General features: G+C 47.2%; 17 protein-coding genes. 2 read left to right on the forward strand and 15 right to left on the reverse strand.

Translation table 11 applies throughout. The features are described 5' to 3' along the window. Positions 1-37 precede the first annotated feature (37 nt). Complete coding sequence (locus tag AB4111_RS28585; RefSeq protein ID WP_442034561.1) at positions 38-745, reverse strand: DNA alkylation repair protein; 708 nt, start codon at positions 743-745, stop codon at positions 38-40. A gap of 391 nt (positions 746-1136) precedes the next feature. Between AB4111_RS28585 and AB4111_RS28590 the strand changes: the two genes are divergently transcribed. Then, complete coding sequence (locus AB4111_RS28590; protein WP_442034563.1) at positions 1137-2300, forward strand: glycoside hydrolase family 27 protein; 1164 nt, start codon at positions 1137-1139, stop codon at positions 2298-2300. Positions 2301-2506: 206 nt separating this feature from the next. Here the strand turns inward: AB4111_RS28590 and AB4111_RS28595 are convergent, their stop codons facing one another. Then, positions 2507-3316 (reverse strand): AraC family transcriptional regulator, encoded by an 810-nt coding sequence (locus AB4111_RS28595; RefSeq protein ID WP_442034565.1) that lies wholly within the window; start codon positions 3314-3316, stop codon positions 2507-2509. Between the two features lie 116 nt (positions 3317-3432). On the opposite strand from AB4111_RS28595, the gene AB4111_RS28600 reads away from it, so the two are divergent. Then, positions 3433-4968: a carboxylesterase/lipase family protein gene (locus tag AB4111_RS28600; protein ID WP_442034568.1), complete on the forward strand. Its 1536-nt coding sequence runs from the start codon at positions 3433-3435 to the stop codon at positions 4966-4968. A 160-nt stretch (positions 4969-5128) separates the two neighbouring features. Here the strand turns inward: AB4111_RS28600 and AB4111_RS28605 are convergent, their stop codons facing one another. The 13 genes from AB4111_RS28605 to AB4111_RS28665 all read right to left on the reverse strand — a co-directional run bounded on the left by AB4111_RS28605 (position 5129) and on the right by AB4111_RS28665 (position 22246). Then, entirely contained in the window at positions 5129-6466 is a 1338-nt protein-coding gene (locus AB4111_RS28605; protein WP_442034570.1) for a glycosyltransferase, read from the reverse strand. Then, positions 6423-7472, reverse strand: a complete 1050-nt coding sequence (locus AB4111_RS28610; protein WP_442034572.1) for a glycosyltransferase — start codon at positions 7470-7472, stop codon at positions 6423-6425. Before AB4111_RS28610 ends, AB4111_RS28605 begins: the two co-directional genes overlap by 44 nt. Positions 7473-7494: 22 nt before the next feature. After that, positions 7495-9204, reverse strand: coding sequence for an ATP-binding cassette domain-containing protein (locus tag AB4111_RS28615; protein ID WP_442034574.1), 1710 nt, complete (start codon positions 9202-9204; stop codon positions 7495-7497). Next, positions 9204-10970: an ATP-binding cassette domain-containing protein gene (locus AB4111_RS28620; protein WP_442034576.1), complete on the reverse strand. Its 1767-nt coding sequence runs from the start codon at positions 10968-10970 to the stop codon at positions 9204-9206. The genes AB4111_RS28615 and AB4111_RS28620 overlap by 1 nt, the downstream gene beginning before the upstream one ends. Further along, entirely contained in the window at positions 10967-12256 is a 1290-nt protein-coding gene (locus AB4111_RS28625) for a hypothetical protein (RefSeq protein ID WP_442034578.1), read from the reverse strand. The genes AB4111_RS28620 and AB4111_RS28625 overlap by 4 nt, the downstream gene beginning before the upstream one ends. 82 nt (positions 12257-12338) lie before the next feature. Beyond that, the gene (locus AB4111_RS28630) at positions 12339-12581 is read right to left on the reverse strand and encodes a 4Fe-4S binding protein (protein ID WP_253430233.1); all 243 of its coding nucleotides are present in this window, start codon (positions 12579-12581) and stop codon (positions 12339-12341) included. Beyond that, complete coding sequence (locus tag AB4111_RS28635; protein ID WP_253430230.1) at positions 12569-13309, reverse strand: S24/S26 family peptidase; 741 nt, start codon at positions 13307-13309, stop codon at positions 12569-12571. The genes AB4111_RS28630 and AB4111_RS28635 overlap by 13 nt, the downstream gene beginning before the upstream one ends. Continuing rightward, the gene (locus tag AB4111_RS28640) at positions 13279-13575 is read right to left on the reverse strand and encodes a PqqD family protein (RefSeq protein WP_442034581.1); all 297 of its coding nucleotides are present in this window, start codon (positions 13573-13575) and stop codon (positions 13279-13281) included. The genes AB4111_RS28635 and AB4111_RS28640 overlap by 31 nt, the downstream gene beginning before the upstream one ends. Further along, positions 13547-14905, reverse strand: a complete 1359-nt coding sequence (locus AB4111_RS28645; RefSeq protein WP_442034583.1) for a radical SAM protein — start codon at positions 14903-14905, stop codon at positions 13547-13549. Before AB4111_RS28645 ends, AB4111_RS28640 begins: the two co-directional genes overlap by 29 nt. A gap of 496 nt (positions 14906-15401) precedes the next feature. Then, positions 15402-16478 carry a glycosyltransferase gene (locus tag AB4111_RS28650; protein ID WP_442034585.1) on the reverse strand — a complete coding sequence of 359 codons (1077 nt, stop codon included), beginning with the start codon at positions 16476-16478 and terminating at the stop codon, positions 15402-15404. Between the two features lie 226 nt (positions 16479-16704). Beyond that, positions 16705-20070, reverse strand: a complete 3366-nt coding sequence (locus AB4111_RS28655; RefSeq protein WP_442034587.1) for a HEAT repeat domain-containing protein — start codon at positions 20068-20070, stop codon at positions 16705-16707. Between the two features lie 277 nt (positions 20071-20347). Then, on the reverse strand, positions 20348-21508 hold the full coding sequence (locus AB4111_RS28660) for a cobalamin-independent methionine synthase II family protein (protein ID WP_442034589.1): 1161 nt from the start codon (positions 21506-21508) through the stop codon (positions 20348-20350). 168 nt (positions 21509-21676) lie between these two features. Next, complete coding sequence (locus AB4111_RS28665; RefSeq protein ID WP_442034591.1) at positions 21677-22246, reverse strand: SF0329 family protein; 570 nt, start codon at positions 22244-22246, stop codon at positions 21677-21679. Positions 22247-22312 lie beyond the last annotated feature (66 nt).

Here is a 22312-nt window from a genome sequence, read left to right on the forward strand (position 1 = left end):
CCTGATGTTCTAGTCTATCACATTACAGCGATTGCGATTAACATCTTACATATTTACGCTTGAACCCCGTCCGCCCTTTTTCCACTGCCTTTTGGATATTCTCAGAGGCATTCAACAGCTTGCTCTTTGGCATGTCCTTATTCACTTCGACAGGTCCCACGGCCTTGGCCGTCTCTACCGCCTGATCGTGCAACGGTTGATAGGATGTTGCAACGGTATACAGGAAGTTGTTCATCGAATATTTCGTTCGTTCCGGAGATTCATGAATCGTCTTTTTCACCTGTTCCAGCATCTCCGTTAGTTTACTCTCAGAAAACTCAGCATCCTTTCGACTGCCGAGCAACCAACAGTAACAGCTCCATCCTGCTGACATTTTCAGCTCGTCTCCGCTCGCGATCCACTTATCCGAAACTTCTTGAGCAATATCCGTCTCTGCCAATGTGACGGCAACGATGAAGTCAGAGATCATGTAAAAATAAGCAGCATCGATCCAACGGTCAAAATCAGCTTCCGTCATCGCTTGAGGATCAGCAATCACGCCAGCAAAGTACATCGCATCATAATTCCCCGTGGCGTATAGTTGCTCTGCCAAAGGTTGATCCTTTTTGATCCGCTTCGCCATTGGTTTCATCGCCCCGGTTGCCACGCCAAATAGCGGTTCATGCGCACCGTTGGAGATGTAGATTTTTTTCGTTCGTTCTTTACCCAGTGCTTCCAGCTCTTGCATCACTTCATCTAGATTCATTTCGTGACACTCCCCATCCTATAAATTATATATGTGATCTTCCTGTAAGAACCGAATCGTATTCAGATTTCCCTGTTAGATTCCCTGTTGCTCTGACATTCTTTTCGAGTATTATCACTGATCATATCATTCATACCATGGTTTCGCACAGATCCCTGAAAAGTTAAATATAACTTCTTCACAGACAGACATTTTCTCTTTCTTGGGCATCTAGCGGCTACTTCTGATTACCCCTGCCAAATTTTGATTGGAAAGCGATAATTCCTCCATCACAGCAGAGCAACATATGTCCATGTTCAAGCAACGTTAAGCTATGGTAGGAAACGTCGCTCATCGTTTATGTTCAGTTTAGTATTGTTAACGAAACTGAGAAGAGGAAGGATGCGAGATCATGAGCAACAATCAAGTGTTAGGCTTTGCCCCTGCTCTGGGCTGGAATTCGTGGAATACCTTTACGTGGGATATTAACGAACAATTAATTCGGGATGTCGCTGATGTATTCGTATCGGAAGGTTATCTGGCCGCTGGCTATGAGTATATCGTAATCGATGATTGCTGGAGCCTGAAGGAACGGGATGCGAGCGGCAATCTGGTGGCTGACCCGGAGAAATTCCCCAGTGGAATGAAAGCGCTCTCTGACTATATCCATAGTAAAGGACTAAAGTTCGGCATGTATTCATGCGTGGGTACGCATACTTGTGCCGGGTATCCAGGCAGCTTTGAGCATGAATTCCAGGATGCAGCCCTTTTTGCCGAATGGGGCGTTGATTATTTGAAGTATGATTACTGCTTCAAGCCGCGACATATCTCAGGCGAGCTGCTGTACAAACGGATGAGCCTGGCGCTGAAAAACTGCGGACGCGATATCCTGTTCTCCGCTTGTAACTGGGGAGCCGACGACGTATACGACTGGATTCGGGAATCGGGTGCCCACATGTACCGCTCCACTGGCGATATCCGCGACAACTGGGACTCAGTGAAGGAACTTGCCCTGTCTCAATTGGGGAAACAAAGCTACACCGGCTCCTTCTGCCATAATGACATGGATATGCTAATCGTTGGGATGTACGGTGGAAGCAACAATGATTATATTGGCAGCATCGGCGGATGCAATGACATCGAATATAAAACCCACTTCTCCCTCTGGTCCATGATGGGTTCCCCATTAATGATCGGATGCGACGTGCGCAAGGCTAACCAGATCACCAAAGATATTCTCCTGAATCCTGACCTGCTTGCCATCAACCAGGATGTAGAAGCTCGCGGAGCTTACCGTATTAAACCAGAGCCGCAATGGTTTCATACAGACGATGTATTTATGCTGGTGAAGGTACTCACAGATGGTGATCTGGCTATTGGCTTCTTCAACCTCAGCGACAGCCAGCGGGAATTGTCTTTGCAATTTTGGGATATGGGTCTGCCTTACGCTGCCGGTTATGCTCTGTCACTGTACGACTGCTGGGAACATAAAGAGATTGGCGTGTTCCGTGAACGCTTCGCTCCCGTTGTCGCAGCACATGATTGCCTCATCGTCCGGGCCAAACTGGTGAAATAAATGACTCAGCATCGACTGTGCACCTCCTGTCAGGTTCCGCTCTCTTCAGACGATGTGGGCATCTACCTCAAATTGATCTCGCGCTCCGCCCAGCAATTTCTGTGCATCGATTGCATAGGAGTGAAGCTGAACTGTGGACGCGAGCCCATTGAGAAGCTGATACGTTATTTTCGAGAGTCTGGGAACTGTGCCTTGTTCCGTTAACGTTATGCCTTGGTTTGGTGGAGCATCATGTACGCAGTTGGCGTATGTGAAGTTGCTTTCTTGAATACTTTGGAAAAATATAACGGGTCATTGTAGCCAACAGAATAGGCTACCGATTGAATTGGCAGACCCGATGTCTTCAGCAATTCACAGGCGCGCCCAATTCGGCAGGATGTAATATACTCCAAAACAGAGTTGCCAGTTGCTCCTTTAAACAGACGAAACAAGTAGCTGCGCTCCAGATTGACAGCCTTTACAATCTCGGTGACGGTCAATGTCGGCTTCCAGTAGTTCTGCTCGATGTACTTTCTCGCCAGCCAAACATAATCCTTGGTGTCCACCTGCGGCTCCTTCGGATAATGCTCCATATAGTAGGAGAGCAACAGACGCAAACGCGCATCAGCCCGCAGCAATTCATAGGATGATGCACCTGCGTTCCAGGCAAGGTGAAAAAAAGGCTCCAGTGTCTCCGGTGAGATCGTCACCACAGGTTGTGCCTCTGAAAGCTGCGTCAGCCCAAGCAACCGCCCGGCATCCTCACCGCTAAACTCCACCCAGACGTACTCCCATGGATCTTGCGGGTCTGGATAATAATAAATCTCCTTTTGCGGAAATATGATAAAGCTTTCCCCCGTAACTAACCGAAAATCGCGGCCCCCCGTCTCCAGCGTCCCTTGACCGCGGATAATATAGTGCAGCGCATAAACGTCACGCACGCCTGGCCCCCATTGATGAGAATTAGCTGGCTTGTGACCACCGCTGATAAAGTACAAATTACTGGCTCTATTGCTCTCATGCCAAATCGGATTCAACCCTGATTCCCCCTTTCTATAGCCGCCTTGTTCTGGCGTTCGGTTTATCTTATATATCGTTGATCAGATGGTCAGGTATCGTTATGCATGCTTAATCCAGAGAGGAGAATGTTGTGATGCTTAGAATGGTTACGGTAGAACATGGACAAGTGCAAGGACTGCCCGCGGCGGACCCCCGAATTACCAGCTTCAAAGGAATTCCTTTTGCCGCACCTCCTGTAGGTGAGAACCGCTGGCGTGCTCCGCAGCCGCAGTCGAACTGGGAAGGTATACTGCAAGCTTTTGATTTTGCCCCCATCTCCATGCAAGCCCCAACAGTCATTGATGATAACAATATCTATACTCGCGAATGGGCCGTTGACCCCGATCTGCCCATGGACGAGGATTGTCTGTATCTAAATATCTGGACACCCGCCAAGCGCACGGACGAGAAGTTACCTGTCTTTGTCTGGTACTTTGGCGGGGGCCTACAAGTCGGCCATACGGCCGAAATGGAATTTGACGGCGAGCGAATCGCTCGTAGAGGTATTGTCGTCGTGACGATTAATTATCGGTTGAATGCCTTCGGCTTCCTGTGCCATCCCGAGATTAGTGCCGAATCCCCCCATGCACCCGCCAACTTCGGTCATCTCGATCAGCAAGCGGGCACGCAGTGGGTCAAACGCAACATTGCCGCCTTTGGCGGTAATCCAGACCAGATCACAATCGGTGGACAGTCGGCAGGCGGAGGAAGTGTACTCAGCCAGATGACCTCTCCGCAAAATAAAGGTTTGTTCCAGCGAGCCGTTATCATGAGCGGTATGGCTACAGAGTTGTACCCGAAAGTCCGTGTGCCTTCTGTCCGTTCCACACTGCGGGATGCAGAGCAAGCCGGGGTTGCATTTTTCGACTTCCTGGGCGTATCCTCCCTGGCTGAGGCGAGACAACTGGATGCTGAATTTCTCCGTGACAAAGCACTCGAATATAAAAGCTTCTGGGGAACCGTCATCGACGAACAATTCTGCGCAGGCGATTCGTTTACTCGTTTTGTTCAGCAGGAGCGCGAGGCGATCCCCGTCATGCTGGGGCATACGTCTTCCGAATTCTGGACCCGTCCCGCCGCAGCCAATCTGGAAGAACTGAAACAGATGGCTGTGGAGCTGTTCGACGAGGATGCTCCTGCCTTTTTGCAGCTATGTGAGGCTAATACCGGCCAATTCGAGCATGCCTTGCAACAGGCATCGGTCCGCATGATCCAACATGCCATTCTGCTCGCCATTCGCGCGAACAGCAGTCATGCGTCTGAAACGCCTCTATACTATTATAACTTCGACGCCGAGATTCCGGGGTGGGACCAGCCGGGAACCTTTCACTCCGTCGATCTGTGGTTTTTCTTCGAAACACTCGCCAAATGCTGGCGACCTTTCACGGGCAAACATTATGATCTGGCCCGCCAGATGTGCAATTATTTGTCCAATTTTATTGCTACAGGTGACCCGAACGGTTCAGATTCCACCGGAAAACGGATGCCTCATTGGATTCCTTGTACTACGGAACAGCCGTATCTCATGGAATTTGGCGATCAGTCTCAATTACAACAGATTAACCCTGGACCTGTGCTCGGATTTGTAATTGAGCAGTATTTCAAAAAGCAGCATGAACCCTCTGTATAAAATATACCGAATTACTTGTCCAGACACACAGGTTACAAGAAAGAACCCTGCACATCTACAACCTGCAGGGCTCTTTCTTGTATAAATTCATCAGCTTCCATATAGCAAATCGGCTGTACGGAAGCAGATCGCAATAGATAAGCAGGAATATAAGTAATAACTAAGTCGTCATAGCAAGACGTGTTATATCATATACACCTGTCTTGCCAATACGTCTGATTGGTTCTGCATTAAAGCCAGTCGGTAACTGTTCGCCAACAATAGGCAACATTTCAAGACTTAGACCCGTTGTGTCCAGGAGATAGACTTGTTTAGCGATGCGTAGCAGTTCATCCAGCAGGACGATTAGCAGGGTCAGCGGAATAACTTTCCAGACATCCGTAATCAAAGCCATGTGATAGTAATCATCCTCACAAAAATTGACAAAACCTGCTTTGTAGTCGGTGTGAACAGCAGGTCGCTCCGTGCGAATGAGTTCAGCATTCTGCTGATTACATGCAAATACATCCGTAATGCTCAACCTGTCGATGAACGGAGAGGACATGTATCCTACTGCTAATCGTCTACCTTCTTGGTTAGAATCAATGTCGCTTGGTTCAATGTAATCATAATCTTGGGGAAGATATTGATCAGCCACATTAAACTGCGCAAGCAACATTTCATAATTTAAAGTCTCGTTTACATAAGACAGCTCAACAGGAAGTTCCTGATGCAGCCTGACAAAATGCAAATGATTCTTCCGGCTCGTCATCTGCACAGGATTGAATTGTTCATGAGGCAAATGGAGGGCTCGGAGCGAAGGGTCTGCACGGAAATGCACGCCTGCTTTCCACAACCGGTAACCCAATTCCAGATCTTCGTGCCCCCAACCTTGAAAAGATTCATCAAATCCACCAACGTCTCTCAATATACGGGTCTCCACTGAAACCATACTTGTCCAAAAAAACGACCACGGAGCAGAACTTCGATCCAGGTCATTTTCGTAAAAGTCGAACCGCATTTGTCTGGAATCCGGATAGGTCTTCAGCATTGGATTACGCAGGCAAGCCTCCGGATGTTCCGACAAAGCAATCGATTGCAGATATCTAGCGATTGGATGTTGATCATCCTTTTGATTCATGCCATGAACCGTACCTAAGCCTACAGTGCCTTTATACCGACTATGAAAATCAATGATATTGCGAATGAGATCGGCACCGATCAACACCCCAGTATCCAGATATACACATATCTCATGCTTGGCAAGGTGCAGTCCCATATTACGCGCAGTTCCTGCCCGAAATCCCAGATCTGTTTGATAGCAATATCTCAAATCCAGATACGATTCAAAAGAACAGGCAACCTTTTGCGTATCATCACTTGAGCCATCATCACAGACAATCACTTCAAATAAGGACTTATCAGCCTCTTGATGCCGCAAACATAACAAGGTCCGCTCCAGCAAATCTGATCGATTATATGTAGGAATTATGACCGTAACTCCCATTCCCAGTCCCATGCCCCACACCTCCTCTCACTGTTGAGTGAAAAGTTTCAAGAACACAGGACACCAAATGATCCACTGCGGTTCCATCGTATGCATAGGTTTGAAGCTGGTCCTGACCACTCAGAATTTGATCGACATAAGAAGCAATTAAGTCGGTGTCCATATCGGCTTCCTGAAGCCACCGGATGTAACCTCTCTCCCCCATTTGTTTGGCGTACACGATATTGCTCGGGTTTACTTCCTCTCTCCGAGGAATCGCAATGGCCGGAACACCTAATGAGGCGAGCTCCCATAATGTCGTATGCCCGCCCCGGCACACAACAAGCGAGCTGCTTTTCACTTCGTCTATAAAGGAGCCCGGGTCTGCTATAAAATGTGTTGACTCATCGCCCAGCCGTTGCAGTGATCTCGTTAGAGTTCCGCTGTACACAAGCTTGGTATAAGCTTGTTCATCCTTTAATGCCGCTATAACTTTTGTAAAAAAAGGAACATCCACAATGGTCGCCGAGCCTGACGTAATGACAATCTTCTTCTCCCTGGTACGGGTCGCTGCCGGAACTTCGACCACAGGGCCGATAAAACGGATTTTGTCCCGAATGGAGACTGGTATCGGGAACATCCAGTGCTCCTGTATATCGACAATAGCAATTCGATCAGCCATCTGTAGAAAATCTAGCGTTTCCTGTTCATCTTCAAGCCAATTCGTAATGAAACAGGTTGGAATTCCCAGACTTCTTCCCATTGGAAGTACAAGCAGCTCTTCATCTACAACAATGCCGTCCGGTTGTGTGCGACGTATCAAGTCCAGCAGTTTAAACATTCGCTCGGCACTGCTACCGGCTGACGGCAGCTCCAAATCAATCAGATCACCCGAATATACCAATCGTAAATATTGGAATCCGGAGGAATAGGATGCGATAATCACCTCGTGATTTAACTGCATAAGTCGCTTGGCGACAAGCAAATCCCGCTTCGCATGCCCGAACCCGTTCCCCCGCGATATGATTAATATTTTCATAGGTACTTCCCCTTTCCGGGCTTCACCCGACGGATGCTACACTCCCCTGCTTGCGTAACAAAGCAACCTGCGCTCCGTACATTTCACGAAATACGCCATCCTCCTCCAGTAATTGCAAGGGGGCTCCTTCCTGGACAATCTGTCCGTTAGCCATGACATAGACCTTGTCACAGTGCATGACTGTGCTGACCCGGTGTGCAATCAGCAGAGTCGCTTTTCCCTGAGCCACAAATTGTTTAATGCTTCTGACGACACTTTCCTCCATCATCGGGTCCATTGCAGCCGTAGGTTCATCCAGTACCAGCATGGTTCTTGTATTCGCCATCGCCCGGGCAACCGCCACACGCTGCCACTGCCCTCCTGAAAGTTCGGTTCCGTCTGAATATCCCGCACCCAACCGTTTATCTCCACTTTGCTCGATGATGTCTTGTACAAGCAGCTGTGCAGTATCGCTCCAATCACGATGCAGCCCGATGTTCTGCTGAGCAGTCAACGGAAATCTGGCGAAATCGGCATAAGCAACAGCGACCGATTGCAACCTGCTAGTACTCAAGCTCGGCTCCCCGTCTACCCACACTTCGCCTTCCTCTGGCTCAAGCAGGCCGCATATAATATTACACAGCGTTGTTTTCCCTGCTCCGTTCTCACCCACCAACCCGACAAGTTCACCTGTTCGGAAATGCATGCTCACATCAGTAAGCACAGGTCTGTCGCTATTCGGATAGGTGAAGCTGACTCCCGATAATATAATTTCCCTGTTCGCTTCCTGTGATGAAGCTTCAGCATTGTCTGGAACATCGGTTGACAGAAACCGGGTGAGGTTGGATGCAACGAGCAGTTCACTGGTAAACAATCGAAGCTCAAGTACAAAAGCATTGGCCTTGCCAAGCAATTCATCGATGAGTTGAAAAGCAATAATCAAACCGCCGATGGAGGAACTAGCTGTCAGAATCGATACCATGTAAGCAACAGAGATGAGAAGAAGCTGACCGATCTGCATCAGTCCAGTTGTTTTTTGGGATGTCAGAAGAAAGGATTGGTTGGTCTTGCTAATTTCAGTAAATGTATTCCTCCAGAGGTTCACGATGTAAGGCGAATATCCAAACAACTTGCGTTCTTTACCCAGTTGAACATCCATGATTGTACTTCGGTAATAATTTTCACGGATACGCTGACCCGATAGCTGATTCTCGACGTTAAACATCTGCCGGCCGAGTTTGTATTGTTTGAACACCACAAAGGCAAACGTCACAATCATCACCACACATCCGATCTTTGTGACAAACCATAAAGCTGTCCCCAAACTGATCAGCATGACTCCTGCACTGAGTACATCCAGGCCTAACGTAAGGATTCGGTGCCCCCGGTCCAAACCGTTCGCAGCCTTCTCAGCCGATTCGGAGAACGATGGATTCAAAAGCTTTTGATATGGCACTTCGTTATATCGATCAACATATAAATCTTTCGCGGACCGCCCTATATGAATACGCAGCCCCTCCAACGCTACCCCATACAACGAGTCCATGACCTTTTCTCCAATAGTTGCAGCAGCGAACCAGGCCATCAGCATGATCATCTGCTCAACATTAACACCGGAAATAACCTGCTGGACTGCATATCCGAACAGGAATATCCGCAGTGCAGGCAATATACCAGTCAAGAACGTCACGGACAAAGCGAACAAAAACCATGGAATGATCTTTCGTTTGTTTTTGACTCGAATCAACCACATTAGGCAACGCCCCCTTCTCCCTCTTCCTTCGGCGCTTCCATAAAAGAGGAAGAAGCTTTCCACATCGCTTGATAAGGCTCACAGGTCTCCAATAATTGCTCATGGGTTCCGTAATCCCTAATCTCGCCCTGATCCAGCATGAGAACCGTATCGGCAAAAACGCAGCCCACCAGACGGTGAACGACAAATAACACCGTATAGCCCTGTAGTCTGTTAGTAATGGACTCCAGAATGCTTAATTCATTGGAAGGGTCCAATTTCGACGTTGGTTCATCCATAATAACGACAGATCCAACACGGTAGATCGCTCTGAACATGCTTCTTGCTAATGCCAACCTCTGCCACTGCCCCTCCGACAGATCCGATCCACCGACTTCTGGCCATAGCTCTGTTTGCTTTCCTTGAGGTAACTTATCTACAAAATGGGCATTGGTCAGTTGTAGCGCTTCGGTAATGCCTTCCGTGTGATCCTTGCGGGTAATATCGCCCAGATAGACATTCTCTGCAACGGATAATTTATAACGTCCATAATCTTGCAGGCAATAACCCCCTACAGCCTCCGACTCTACTGAACCATGGTCCGGCTTCAAGAGCCCCGCAAGCATAAGCATCAGCGTGCTCTTGCCGGAACCGTTAGCACCCACGATGGCAACCTTGGCCCCGCGGGGAATATCAAACGTAATGTTATTTAATACATTGCGATTCCCGTCATAGCTGAACATTAACTGGCGAACAGATAACGCATGGGAAGATATCGCAAGCTCTTCATTATGGATGGACATATCTGCTTCTGTCTTGGCCTGTTGATCTTGTGGCTGCTCCATTAGTTCGGCCAAAAACATCTTTCGACCAAGCCAGTGCTTACCCTGAGTTAGGACCATGCTGAGCAGTTGTTCAAGATGCAGACCGCCAATGAGTAACGCCGCAACTTCTCCGGGATTCAGGGTACCTCGCCATAGTTTCCATAATCCCACGAGCAATACAACGGATGTGACTACACCGCTGCCAAGTTGACCCATCAGCCTGTAACAACCTGCCCGAATTGTTTGCTTCATCGATAATCGTGCAATCCGGTTTTCCTCTGTCCGCCACTTTCCCTTTATCCAGCCTGCTATTCCATAAACACGCATTTCTTTGGCGGATTTGAACGTCGTTAGCATATCCAGAAACGTACCTTCAAGCCTTGATATTTCCGAGATATCCTGAAGAAAGGTCGACTCCGATACGGCAGCTTTTTTCATCAAAAACACATTTAGTGCTGTTCCACCCAGGATCAGAATGGGCGCCCACCAGGCAACCTCCAACAAAATCCAGGTCAAGGAAAATCCCGTCACGATGACCTGAAGCAATGCCGATAAACCATCCAATCCTCCATGATAGATGGAACTGACCGATTCCGATGTGCTCGAAATCCGATTTCGAGTTGCTGCAAGCAGCATGTCATTTTCTGTTCTGCGATTCACGTTATCAAACAAACGAGTAGACAAATTATGATAGACATGATCTTTCACTCTTCTCAAAAAATAGGGCTGTACAACGTTCAGCAGAATCGCAACCGTGCCTGCCCCTGCAATAATTCCTATGTAAGCTAATGAAGCGTTGCGGTCACCATTAGCCAATTGGTTAACTGAATGCTTGATCGCCCATATCATAAAACCAGGCCATACCCCGAGAGCTAGAATAAGGGATAGTAAAATCCAGATGGCCCGATCCCCAGCCCGGATAATCATCCATATTTGGACAAATCCGGCGTGTATACGGCTCATAATATTCTCCTTCCCGAGGCAGAATCTACGAAAGCGATCGGTGTATGAATCTGTGATAAATCAGATGTCTCTATGAAATAGCCCGTATCAGAGCGGGCAGAGGGACATAACATGACAAATCTCCATGATTCGCCGGGCTCCAGATCGATGAGCAGACATAGCGTCTTCGTGATATCGAATTGTTCCAGACCTGTCATATGCTCATAGTCCAAAACAGCACCATCGTGACTTTTCCGCATACGGTGCCGGGAACAGATTTCTTCGGCTTTGACGGAATTCCACGGTAAAACCAGAAATGGCGTCACTTCGCTTCGCCCGTTCTCCATATCTGAATCGACGATATCATAATAGTCTCCAATCCACCGGGTACTCGCCAGAAGAGCGAACGGGTCCTGAATGGAGACTCTGGACTTCATTTGGATGGTATGCACGACCGTTGAAGGTATTTCTTGCTTGGTCTCTTCCAGATTTGGTGGTGGCCAGTTGGTATTGAGATGATCTATATATTGAATCAGGTGGTCGCCAAAACCGACTTTACCGGAATATTGCGAAAGTGCCCAGCGATAGATCAATCGATCTTCTTCATGAAACACAAAATCCAAATTGGTACTGAAAAAATGATCAACTTCAGTAAGAATGACTACGGATACCAAGTTGATCAGGTGTGGCTTCAATCCTTCCTTTATTTCACCGTATTCACCAGCATGTGCATCCAGCCACTCTTTGACGAGATAATGAATGCCACCTCTGGCGAAAAAGGACTCGGTCAAATTAAACTGATTCCATAGATGAAGCGGCGGTGCACCAAAAGCCAAATGTACAGATGTAGACATCGCTTTGCTAAGGCTGGCCCCGAATCGTCCAATCTGCGGAGGAGGCATAGTTGATAGAGGGTAAAGCTTCAGCTCTACGACCTCGGCAATGTTGTAATTTTGGATTAGAGGAGCGATATATTCCTTAATGGCTTCGCATTGGGTAGCCAAATGATTTTCATATTCAGCTACAACACCAGAATCCCTACTTTCGACAGATGCACTTAATATTCGCTTCAACAATTTCACTTCCGGCCCATTCTCTACAGCCAGCATATCTCTCAGGAACAAACTGCCCCAGTGTCGATAAACGTTCGAACGGAGTCCCCGATTACGAATTAGATTTAAAAGCGCTGGCGGATAATTTCGTTCCTCTGGAACAATCCATAATCGATCTTGCCTTAACTCGTTAATCGCTCTGCAAAGTTCTGATAACAGTGGATATCTCCCAACCCGTACATGAAGTGTCGGCATCACATTCCGACTTCCCTTCCAGTCTGATACTACATGTCAACGCAAGTATCATCCCGCTTGCGCTGACACATGCAAGTTATGACTAAGTGAGAAAAAACAAACGGTTCTCCTCGATACTGTGTTTCCACTGCTTTGGCACTGCACTCTCAGGGAAAATTGCTGCCACAGGGCAGGCCAGATCGCAGAGTCCACAATCGGTACAGATGGATGGATTAATATAATATTGTTTGGCATCCGGAGAGGTCTGGATCGCTTCCTCGGGACAAGCCACAAGACATTTAGCCAGACGCTCATCTGCGCATGTGGCGGTGATTACCCATGACATAATGTTGTCCTCCTCATATGAAAACCTATAATCGCCGCTACACTTACTTCTGCATTCAAGTCATCCCAATACCTGACTGCCGTTCTTGCCACGAAACTTGCATCACTCAAACCAATGATGCCATTAGGTGCATCCGCTTCTCTGCCGACATCGTAGCCAACAAAAACGACCAACTTGTCTGCAGTATGCGGCAGATCAGACAGATGCTCTCTCGCACCGGCATGAATAGCAATAGATGTCCATCCCTTCTCCCGCAAGCTCATCAGGAGATTGACCGGATTTTCTTCGATGACAATATCCACAGCAAAAGCATGAGATAGAACTTCTCTGGTTGTTATATCAAGTGCATTAGGATGTACCACCACTTTTAATTGAGAGGATGGCAAGCGTGAATTCAGCGGATTTTGGTATGGTTGCTGATCTTCCGGGATATCCAGCTTACCCAACACATCACATCGGTGTAAGGGAGTATCCGATATGTGATTGCGGTCACCTGCAGTAATCACATAATCATGCTCCAGGCTAAGGATGCGATGAGCCAAAATTCGGTTCACCGGATCACGAACCAACACCACGTCACCTTCGTTTAATTCGCCCGGGGGATAGACAGAGATGCGCTGTCCGTGAACAAGCAAGGGATGCATACAGTTACCTTCGATCAATATGGAGATCGGCTTCCCGTGCTGCAATGCACGGATCAGGAAATCCTGTCTGCGGGTACCATGCATTCTTTCAGAACTCCTATTTTGGATAATGCCGTTACGAAATCCCGGATATCGTCTTCGACATGGTCATCATCACCGATATTGAATTTTTGCTTGGTATGCTGGCACATCTCTTCAAGGGATTGTGGTGAATCCGCAAGCATGTTCCAAACGGCTTTACTAACATCATCCTCCAGGACGTATACTTCTCCGGAATCTGAAAGAATGAACACCCCTTCAATATTTTCATCGAAAAACACATCATCGGCTATTTGAAACCACGGGTTCATTCGTTTTACCTCCTGTCAGTTTGAAATAAGCGACCATTTTTCTGCGGATTCCGCGCCGGATGCCTGAGCAATCTTGTGAGAAGGTTCCATCCGCATCGCCTGTTGCTCCCCAATGGAAAGCACGACAGCCGCCACCACAAGATTCACGGAATGTGCACTTCATGCACTCTGGCAACGTGTGAACCGTTCGGTTACGCGAACGTTCGAACACCTCGGAAGTCTCCCATATTTCCCTGAGCGATTTCTCTCGAATTGATCCGGCGTGAAACATCGGGGAGTGCATCAATTTGCAAGGGAACACATTGCCCTTGGCATCAATAGAAAACTCACTCGTACCATGGCCACAATGTCTTCTACGTTCATATTGCTTCACATTTAAGGCATGGCAATCTTCATGGGCATCATCCATTTCAATATCCAGCATACGGTCGGATATGCGGCGGCGTTCAGCAAAACTGAGCCCTTGCATACGTTCGTCCCCGCGACCCAAAGTCGCAAGAGGTACAATATTCAAGCGAATGGACCGTTCGGTGGCGAACTCCAGTAAAGGATCAATGGAGTCCCGATTGTGCTTAGTCACCGTTTGATTGATTTTCAGTTTGACTCCAGCTTCAAGGAGAAGGTCGATGGCCTTACGCGCCCGATCCCAGGTATTTTTACCTCGGTTCGCTTCATGCTCCTCTTTGTCCAAAGAATCAAAACTGATCGTGAACAAATCAATCACCTTGGCAATTTCATTAACTTTTTCACGGCTGTTAATCAATGTTCCGTTACTGATGACGTTCACACGAAGTCCAACTTCCTTGCTATAAGTCATGAGCTCCATAATATCCTTGCGGATAAAAGCCTCCCCGCCTGTAAACACGATCGTACTGGTTCCCAGATCTTTGATCTGTCTGATCATATCCTTGGCTTCTTCGGTGTTCATATCTCCATTCATCGAACGCTCCGGGCTGCTATCCGCATAACAATAAATGCAACTCAGATTACATTTGTATGTCGTTACAAAATAGATGGCGGTAGGTGCAACTTTGCCCATTCCCTGCTTCTGCAACGTATCCAGAACGTTGTATTCTTCAGGTTTCTCCCCTTGATAAGCCACACGATACATCAGCATCTTTCGTGCGATCCGCTTCACATCTTGAGCGTCCACACCCGAATCCATTAATTCAGAAACGGTCTTGCCACCATATATCAATTCGGATGCAATCTCATATTCGCTTGGTGAATACACAACCCAACAGTTGAGTTGAACGTTATGTACGACATAGTTTCCGTCTTCGTAATACACCGCGACGTATGGAATATGCAATCGTTCGTCTATTTGCATGAACAAGCCTCCAGTGATTAAGATAAGAGGCCGGTAAACAGGCCTCTTCTTGCGTCCATGAAGAATAAATGATTAGCAGGATGATCCATAGCCGCCGCCAACTGAAAATGCACAGCCACAGCCGCAGCTTGCTGCTTGAGCAATAGCCGCGGATTCCAATTTACGAAATGTCGGTTTTTTATAATTTTTCATACTCTCACCTCCTCTCATAAAACTTACTGTAAGCGCTTGCAATCAGAGAACAAAAAAAGGTTTATAGAGGAAGTAGCAAGAGAAAATCTAGGTAGAAGAATATACTGAATGGAGACTTGTCCTGCACATTGCTTGTAATTTCAAGTCTAGTTGAGAAAAAAGGAGGCGCGTAGGAGGTAGTTCTAGGGAGTGTAATTCAAGGCGTTTCATATAGTGTATTTAATTACATAAAATTGAATTTTTTTCTAGAATACTGCCATTCACTTCTTAAGTCAACTGTTTTTTTGAATACTTTGTGAACAATTCATTCGTGCTGTATTGCCCTTTTCATTGCGATATCCAATAACGCTTGTTCAAACTGCTCTGCTATGCTCTGGACGGCATATTTTCTCACTGATTCTCGGCATGCTTCCGGGGACGGAGATGGTTGTCCACTGTCCATAATCCTGCCCAAAATAGACGTCAGTTGCTCCAAATCATTCGGTTCATAGAGCCAACCATTGCTGGAGTTCACGATCTCTCTCGGACCATATTTGCAATTACTGGAAACAACAGGAATGCCTCTGGAGAGTGCTTCAATCAGGACCAACCCAAACGGTTCTGTATCCGATGTCAGGAGTAAAGATGTCACGCAGGGCACTGTATCCCAGGGCTTTTGCTGCCATCCATGCCATATGATGCGCTCCTGTATTCCCAATTGATGAGACAATTCTAGTAACGGTTCGTATTCTTTCCCGTCTCCAATGATATGCAGCTCGAAATGATTCTTTTGCAGGGGGGATAACGCCTTTATGATGTGGTCCACATTCTTCACCTCGGCCAGTCTTCCAACATACAAGAATACAGGGTGAGATGGTCTCGTCACATACGTTACGTTATCGAATTTCACAGGATTATAGACCAACTTGTTTTGTTTTTCGGGAAAAACACATTGCAGATCCTTCAGATTTCCTTCACTGATCGCCAGATGCCCATCAGCAGCCCGTAAATCTTCGAAGAATCTATAATAAAAATCCAGATTGAAGTGCAACCAGCTTACTACGGGTACTTGCACATTTAACCGTTCAACCGCCATTGAAGCGGCTTTCACCCCAGTGGGTCCTGTGGATACGATAATATCCATTGGTAACAGATCTTTCATGACATTGGCCAAGGCAGCCGAGTAGATATTTAACAGAACATTCCGCGGGATAGAATCACTCATTTTTTGAGACAAAACTCTGGTATTGATGCCCTCTTCCCAAGTGCTATCTTCCGATTTACCCTTTAAGATCACGATGACATTATGCCTTTGTTTGAGCTCATGATAGATTAACGAAAGAGCTGTTTCCATTCCACCTCGACCACTGAGCAAAATATCCACTACAAATATGATGTTCAATACCGGATGCCCCCTTGAGTTTTCAACGTTGTGACAAGGATGATCAGTCCCATTTACTAACAATTTCCACCATATCCTAGCACTTCTCCGCTTTAAAGTAAATAATTTCCTTTAAGCCTTGCAATCTCATCCTAAATGCTGTCTCAAACGCTCTTACTCTTATTCTCCGAACCAATGCAAAGACGGCACAGAGTAGATTCTGTACCGTCTTTGTTGTCTCATTATGCTATTCAAGAGTTGTCCATATATCCAAAGCCATCAGACGGACAGCTCCCTGCTCATGGGTTCGATATACTCTTAAACGATCCGTACAGTCCTCATTCCATAATAATGCCTCACCGGCGATCTGTAACAGGCTTAGCCCTATACCAAAAGCGGCCATCTGAGTCCGAGTATTCAACTGATCCACCATCTGAAGGAGGTCTTCCGGCTTCCAGTACCCTTTGCTTGCATTCAAGACACGACTGACCTTCCGTTTCACAAAATCCAATACATACGGCTGTCTGTTCACTATGCCAATGACAGGGTCCAAGCCGCCTATGGCCAGGTCCGTCTTGCTCCAGTCTGTCATAGCCAGATGCAACCGGATTACCGCCAGCTTCATGGTTTCATCAGAGCTGAGACATGTAATGATGCCCGCATACAAAGGAACAAGCAGTCTCCTTTCCGGCAGAGACAACAAGGTTAACTTGTCGATCAGTGCGAGCAAACGCTGCCGCTCTGGCAGATCTCTCTCATTCCCCGCATTCCATTCATCTATCGTTTCTGTGGCAACCAGTTGTCTGCACACCTCGATCACTTGTTCGTTTGTTTTGCCTTCCGAGCAAGCTGCAATAAGGGTATCCAGCGCTGCCTTCCATCGGGTACTATCCTGAAAATCAAGCAGTGTGCTACTGGCACACGTCGCGATAACTTCTTCATTCCCGTTCAACCACGGGATCATAGAGCGAAAAGCCTCTCTGGCTACAATCGGATCAGCATGGCCTGCGATCCCTGTAATCCATCTCAAATACCGTGGACGCGATTCCAGTGGAAGTTCACTGGGCTGCTGGTTCAACAGGCTTCGGGCAATATCCCGCTCCGAAGATGAAGCCATTGTGCTCATCATCGTCCAGCTTCGCTCATCATCCAGACATTGCCTTGCCGCATGTCCAATGGCGATAATGACGTCTTTATGAATATTAGGCTTCTCGTATTCCCGAACGAGGAGAGTCATGCTGTCATTGCTTTTATAAGCACCAAGCAGCCGGATTGCCTCTTTTCTGACCGTAATCTTCAGTTTCTCCCGATCTAGCAACTCCGAAAGCATTGACGTTAACAAGACCGGACTCACTCTGCCCGCGCATCTAGGAATTGAATACATGGCAACACGAGCGCGGTCTCCATCCAGATTGTCCAGTAGAACAGGAAGTGCCTTCTCCGGTTCTTCACCTAACGAATAGGCATACAGTGCCGCCTCCACGACGTGCACTTCCGAATCCTGCAACAGCACCTCCAGTTGTTCGGACCAGTGGTCGGGCATGCTCGCTAGCCTTCGTATTACTGCTGCACGCTCATAGGAAGTTCGTTTGATGTCAAGTGCGATATGTTCCAGCAGGGAGGCCAGTGCTTTCTGTTGACGTGGCAGCCACCTATAAAATCCGTCACTCGCAGGCACAACATAAATGGTTTTTCCCGACAAATGCTTGCCCTTAATGACTCTTCCCGCGATGAACGGATCCAGCCACTCCTGTCGCTTCAGGTGCAAATGACGAAACACCTCATGGAACGAGATGAAGGACGGATCTCTGTCCAACAACTCTCTGACTCTCTCATCCCGCGTTTCGTAAGGAGCCAGCCAATATCGGATTGCCTGAGCAGGAGCCTTCTTTGTCTTCACCAGTTCCTCCAGCAAACGTTGAAGCTTAGGCAAACGATCTATCGCCTTACCAAATGATTCGGCCATACGCAAGACCACAACATCGTTCTCTCGTTTGTTCGCTTCCATACCCAATGCATACAACTCATCGAACAAAACCTCAAGCGCATGATCCGGTATGCCGTTCCAATCTCTCTCATACAACACGAACTGCCCATCCCGCACGACCATTCTCTTCAGCGTTCTCAAACCAAACCTGAAAAGCTTGCTATCTGGCGCTTGCGCATGCTCTCGCAGTATGGAGAAAGCAAGTCTCTCTGTCGCATTCTTCGTCCCATATGAGGTATCTCTGGCTTCGACCACGCTGTCTGCCAGCACAGTTAGATCGTCCACATGCTGCTCGGTGAACATGGGAACAGGACAGTTCGACAGTTCGGACATCACCGCCCAACGTACCGGGTCCTGATCGTTCTTGACCCGTGTCAGGAAACGCAATGTCTCATCCATCCCCCGGCGGGATATCGCCGTGCTTCGAATAAGCCGACCATACGCCACAGCACGTTCATCCGCACTTGATACCTGAACAGCTTGCTCCAGCTTTTCCCTCGCATGAATGATCAGACGGCGGGCTGTAATCTCAAGCGTCTGTTCCCGATCATCCCGGATGTCGCGCAATTCGAGCATGCGCGTTGCTTCCTTATCACGCAGTTGGTGGGGTAGAACATCCAATAACGGCGTAGGAAAAATACGTGTCCTCCGCTCATTTTCCTTATATGCCTTATCAAATATCGCTTCACGACTTGACGGTGCAAGTGTATCCAATACTTTGGCAAGGTGCATGGACTCGTCAATGAGTAGGGTAACCAGCGTGGTCCACTGGGCTGTAGTGAACCATTTTCTTTTTTTCAGAACACCAGCTGGTACCCCCTGCTCCAAGAGATAACCTCGTGTTGCCTCCCGTGTCAGCAGTTCAAATACACTTTCAGGGCTCGTCTGGATCAGCACACCCAATTGCTGCTTGATCACAGGATGTATCGATTCGAATGGTCCATATTTGAGCGCAAGTTCCAGCACGATCGCTGGTCTGGATTCACTCAGCTTCTCCACCGCCGAAGAAAGTGTCCACCATACGCTATTTCTTCCGCGATGTGTTGTATTTTGCAGTTCATGCTCCAGATATGCTGCGACCAGATCAGGAAAACGCTTCGTAATTACCCGCCAATTACGGAGCGCATAGCCGAGTTCCGGAAGTCTTCCTCGAACCGTCTCTTCACCGCACACGGACAGTAACAAAGCCGCTTCCTGTGCACCCCAGCGAACCAGCACAAATGGTAACAGACGCTCCGCCCAATCCTGTCTGCGATAGTTCACAATGCTTCGCAGTAATTGACGGCGGCAATGATAGGACATAGAGATGATTTCGGTTTCAATTGAATACTCTGGATCTGTCACCACTGTGGGCAATAGTCCGGCTGCCCGACCTCTGACCCCTGCCTTGGGATGCTTCAAAGCAAGCAATACGACATTTACATCATTAGTTACACTTGCACCAGTCAATGCCAGATGTGCTTCATAGGCAGTACCGCTATCGAGTAAAGTTATAAGTAACGCAGAGTAACCTGCCTGATCCGAATGCTGGAGACCCAGTTGAGCTATTTGCTTCATCCGGTCTGAGTATCCCAGCGTATCCAGTTTTTTTAAAACCCTGTCTTTTTCTAACGGTGTTTGATTCATTGTTATCTGTCTCCTCTCCCTTTCATTCTATATAACCGCTCAATGCATCCATGCCATCGTCTATCATCGCAGGCGCTTGAAAGTATATAACTTCTGCGTAAGCAAGAGCTTTTCCTTTTGGATAGATGCTTCCGGTGGGTATAGTCCGTGGGATCGATTTTCATCTATGCTGTAAAAGCCAACCGTGTCTTCGACTCTATCCAAAAAAAGGATGACTCGCAGGCCCATTCACGGCCCTACGAGTCATCCCTTTCAATTCAAATGGTATGATTACAATTTAGTTGTTCCAGTATTGCTTGGCAATCTTCTGCCCCTGATCGATCTTCGCCCATTGCTGCGCTTCGCTTAATTCGTTACCTCCATCGCAGGATGCAAAACCGCATTGATGAGACAACAGCAGTCGATCCTTATCGATGATTTTGGATGCTTCGTCCAGCAAACGGACAACACGCGCTTCATCATCGAGTGTACTCGTTTTGGATGAAAGCAATCCTAATACAATCTCCGTTTCCGGTCTATCCTTGAACACTTCCAGAGCTTCGATCGAACCTGCACGATCATCATCCCACTCCAGGAAGAAACGATCATATTTCAATTGCTTCAGGAACAGATTAGCGATTTTCACATACGATCCACCGCCCATGTTGCGGGAATCATAATTACCGCGGCAATTATGTGTCCACATTTTCAAGCCAAGGCTATGACCGAAGTCAATCACGGTATTGTTAATATCAATGAATTCAGAAGCGAGACCCTGTACTTCATCTTGATTAATATGCTCCCCTGTAAATGGAGAGTTCGGATTGTCGTCTGCAAACAGTTCCCACAAGCAATCATCAAATTGCAGAATTTTGCCGCCTATTGCAGCGAATTCCTCCACGAATTCCTTATACGCGATCACTAGGCCCTCTTTGAGCTCCTGTTTGTTCTGATAAACGGAATCTGTACCGCCAATGTTATCCGACCAGGAAAGCTCACCGAAAATATGGGAAGGCGATGGTACGCAAAGTTTCGTTTGCTGCTCACCAGCCGTGTCTTGCAGTTGTTTGAACAATTGAATGAAATGATGATTTTTTCCGCTTAATTTGTCAGTGATGCGCAGTCCAATATCTTTGCGTGTTTCATATTTGGAAGTTCCGTCCACATCTCTGAAGAAATAGCCGTGATCCGCGATGTAACGCTTCACGCCGCCAAATCCCCATACAAAGTCCAGATGCCACATCGATTTGGAAAATTCGCCATCGGTAACAACGGACAAGTTATGTTCGATTTCCTTAGCTACAACTTGTTTGATAGCCTCCGTCTCACACTTCTCATATCCTTCGTAGTTTTCATAGAACGGATATTGGATATCATCATTATGTTCAATTTGCGTTTTATATTTCAGCAGCTCATCCGGCCGCAATAAACTTCCTACGATCTGGAACTTATCAGTCATGTAAAAACCCCCTCGTTGTATACGATTATCATATCACGCCGAGAGCAGTTAGAAGGGATACTTAAAAACCATAACTGGTTATAGTTAAAAGCTATATCCACTTGTTAAGCAGATTTCGGTGAAACTGTCACCGATACAGTGTACCTCTATCCGTAATGTTATTAAATTTCACACCGTACGACGACGCAGTTCATAGAAATATTGCACCGCTGGATGCTTTAATTTGACCTGCTCAGACATGTTTAGAATTCGCTTTTTGCCTACTCGTCTGTCCATTAAAGCCAGAATATTATACAAAATATCATTGCTCTCCAGATTATCTTCTATAGAAGTCGATAAATATGTGGTAGCTGCAACGGTAAAATTTGATTTACTGAGTGCAGCCTGTGCCGCCAAAAGCGCTTTGGCATGTACGGAGATTTTTCTGCTCCTTGCCATGATTTGCAATCGATCCTCGGGAATATTGCCTTTGGACTCTTGCCGGATAGTTTCAATCTCGTCATCGCTTACAGGAATGAGGATGTTAGGGTCGTTCTTAATCTCCTGTTCCGTCTGATACCACCGGATCGGCGTTGCAGTATCACTCATATTCAGGATGTTCTTTTGATCTACGGTAATGTAACAATTGCCTGATTTATCAGGGGCATAGCGATAGCTGGTTGCACGGTACCCCACTTTTCCAACTAACGCGGGACTAAGAAAACTCTCTAATTGTTGCTTCAGTTTACTCCAGGACATAGATCCTCCTATTATCAAAAGCCTACCGCACGAATTGCGGCGATCATTTTATATACTTTTCAATCC

Source organism: Paenibacillus sp. 2KB_22 (genome assembly GCF_052115745.1).
Classification (GTDB): Bacteria; Bacillota; Bacilli; order Paenibacillales; family Paenibacillaceae; genus Paenibacillus.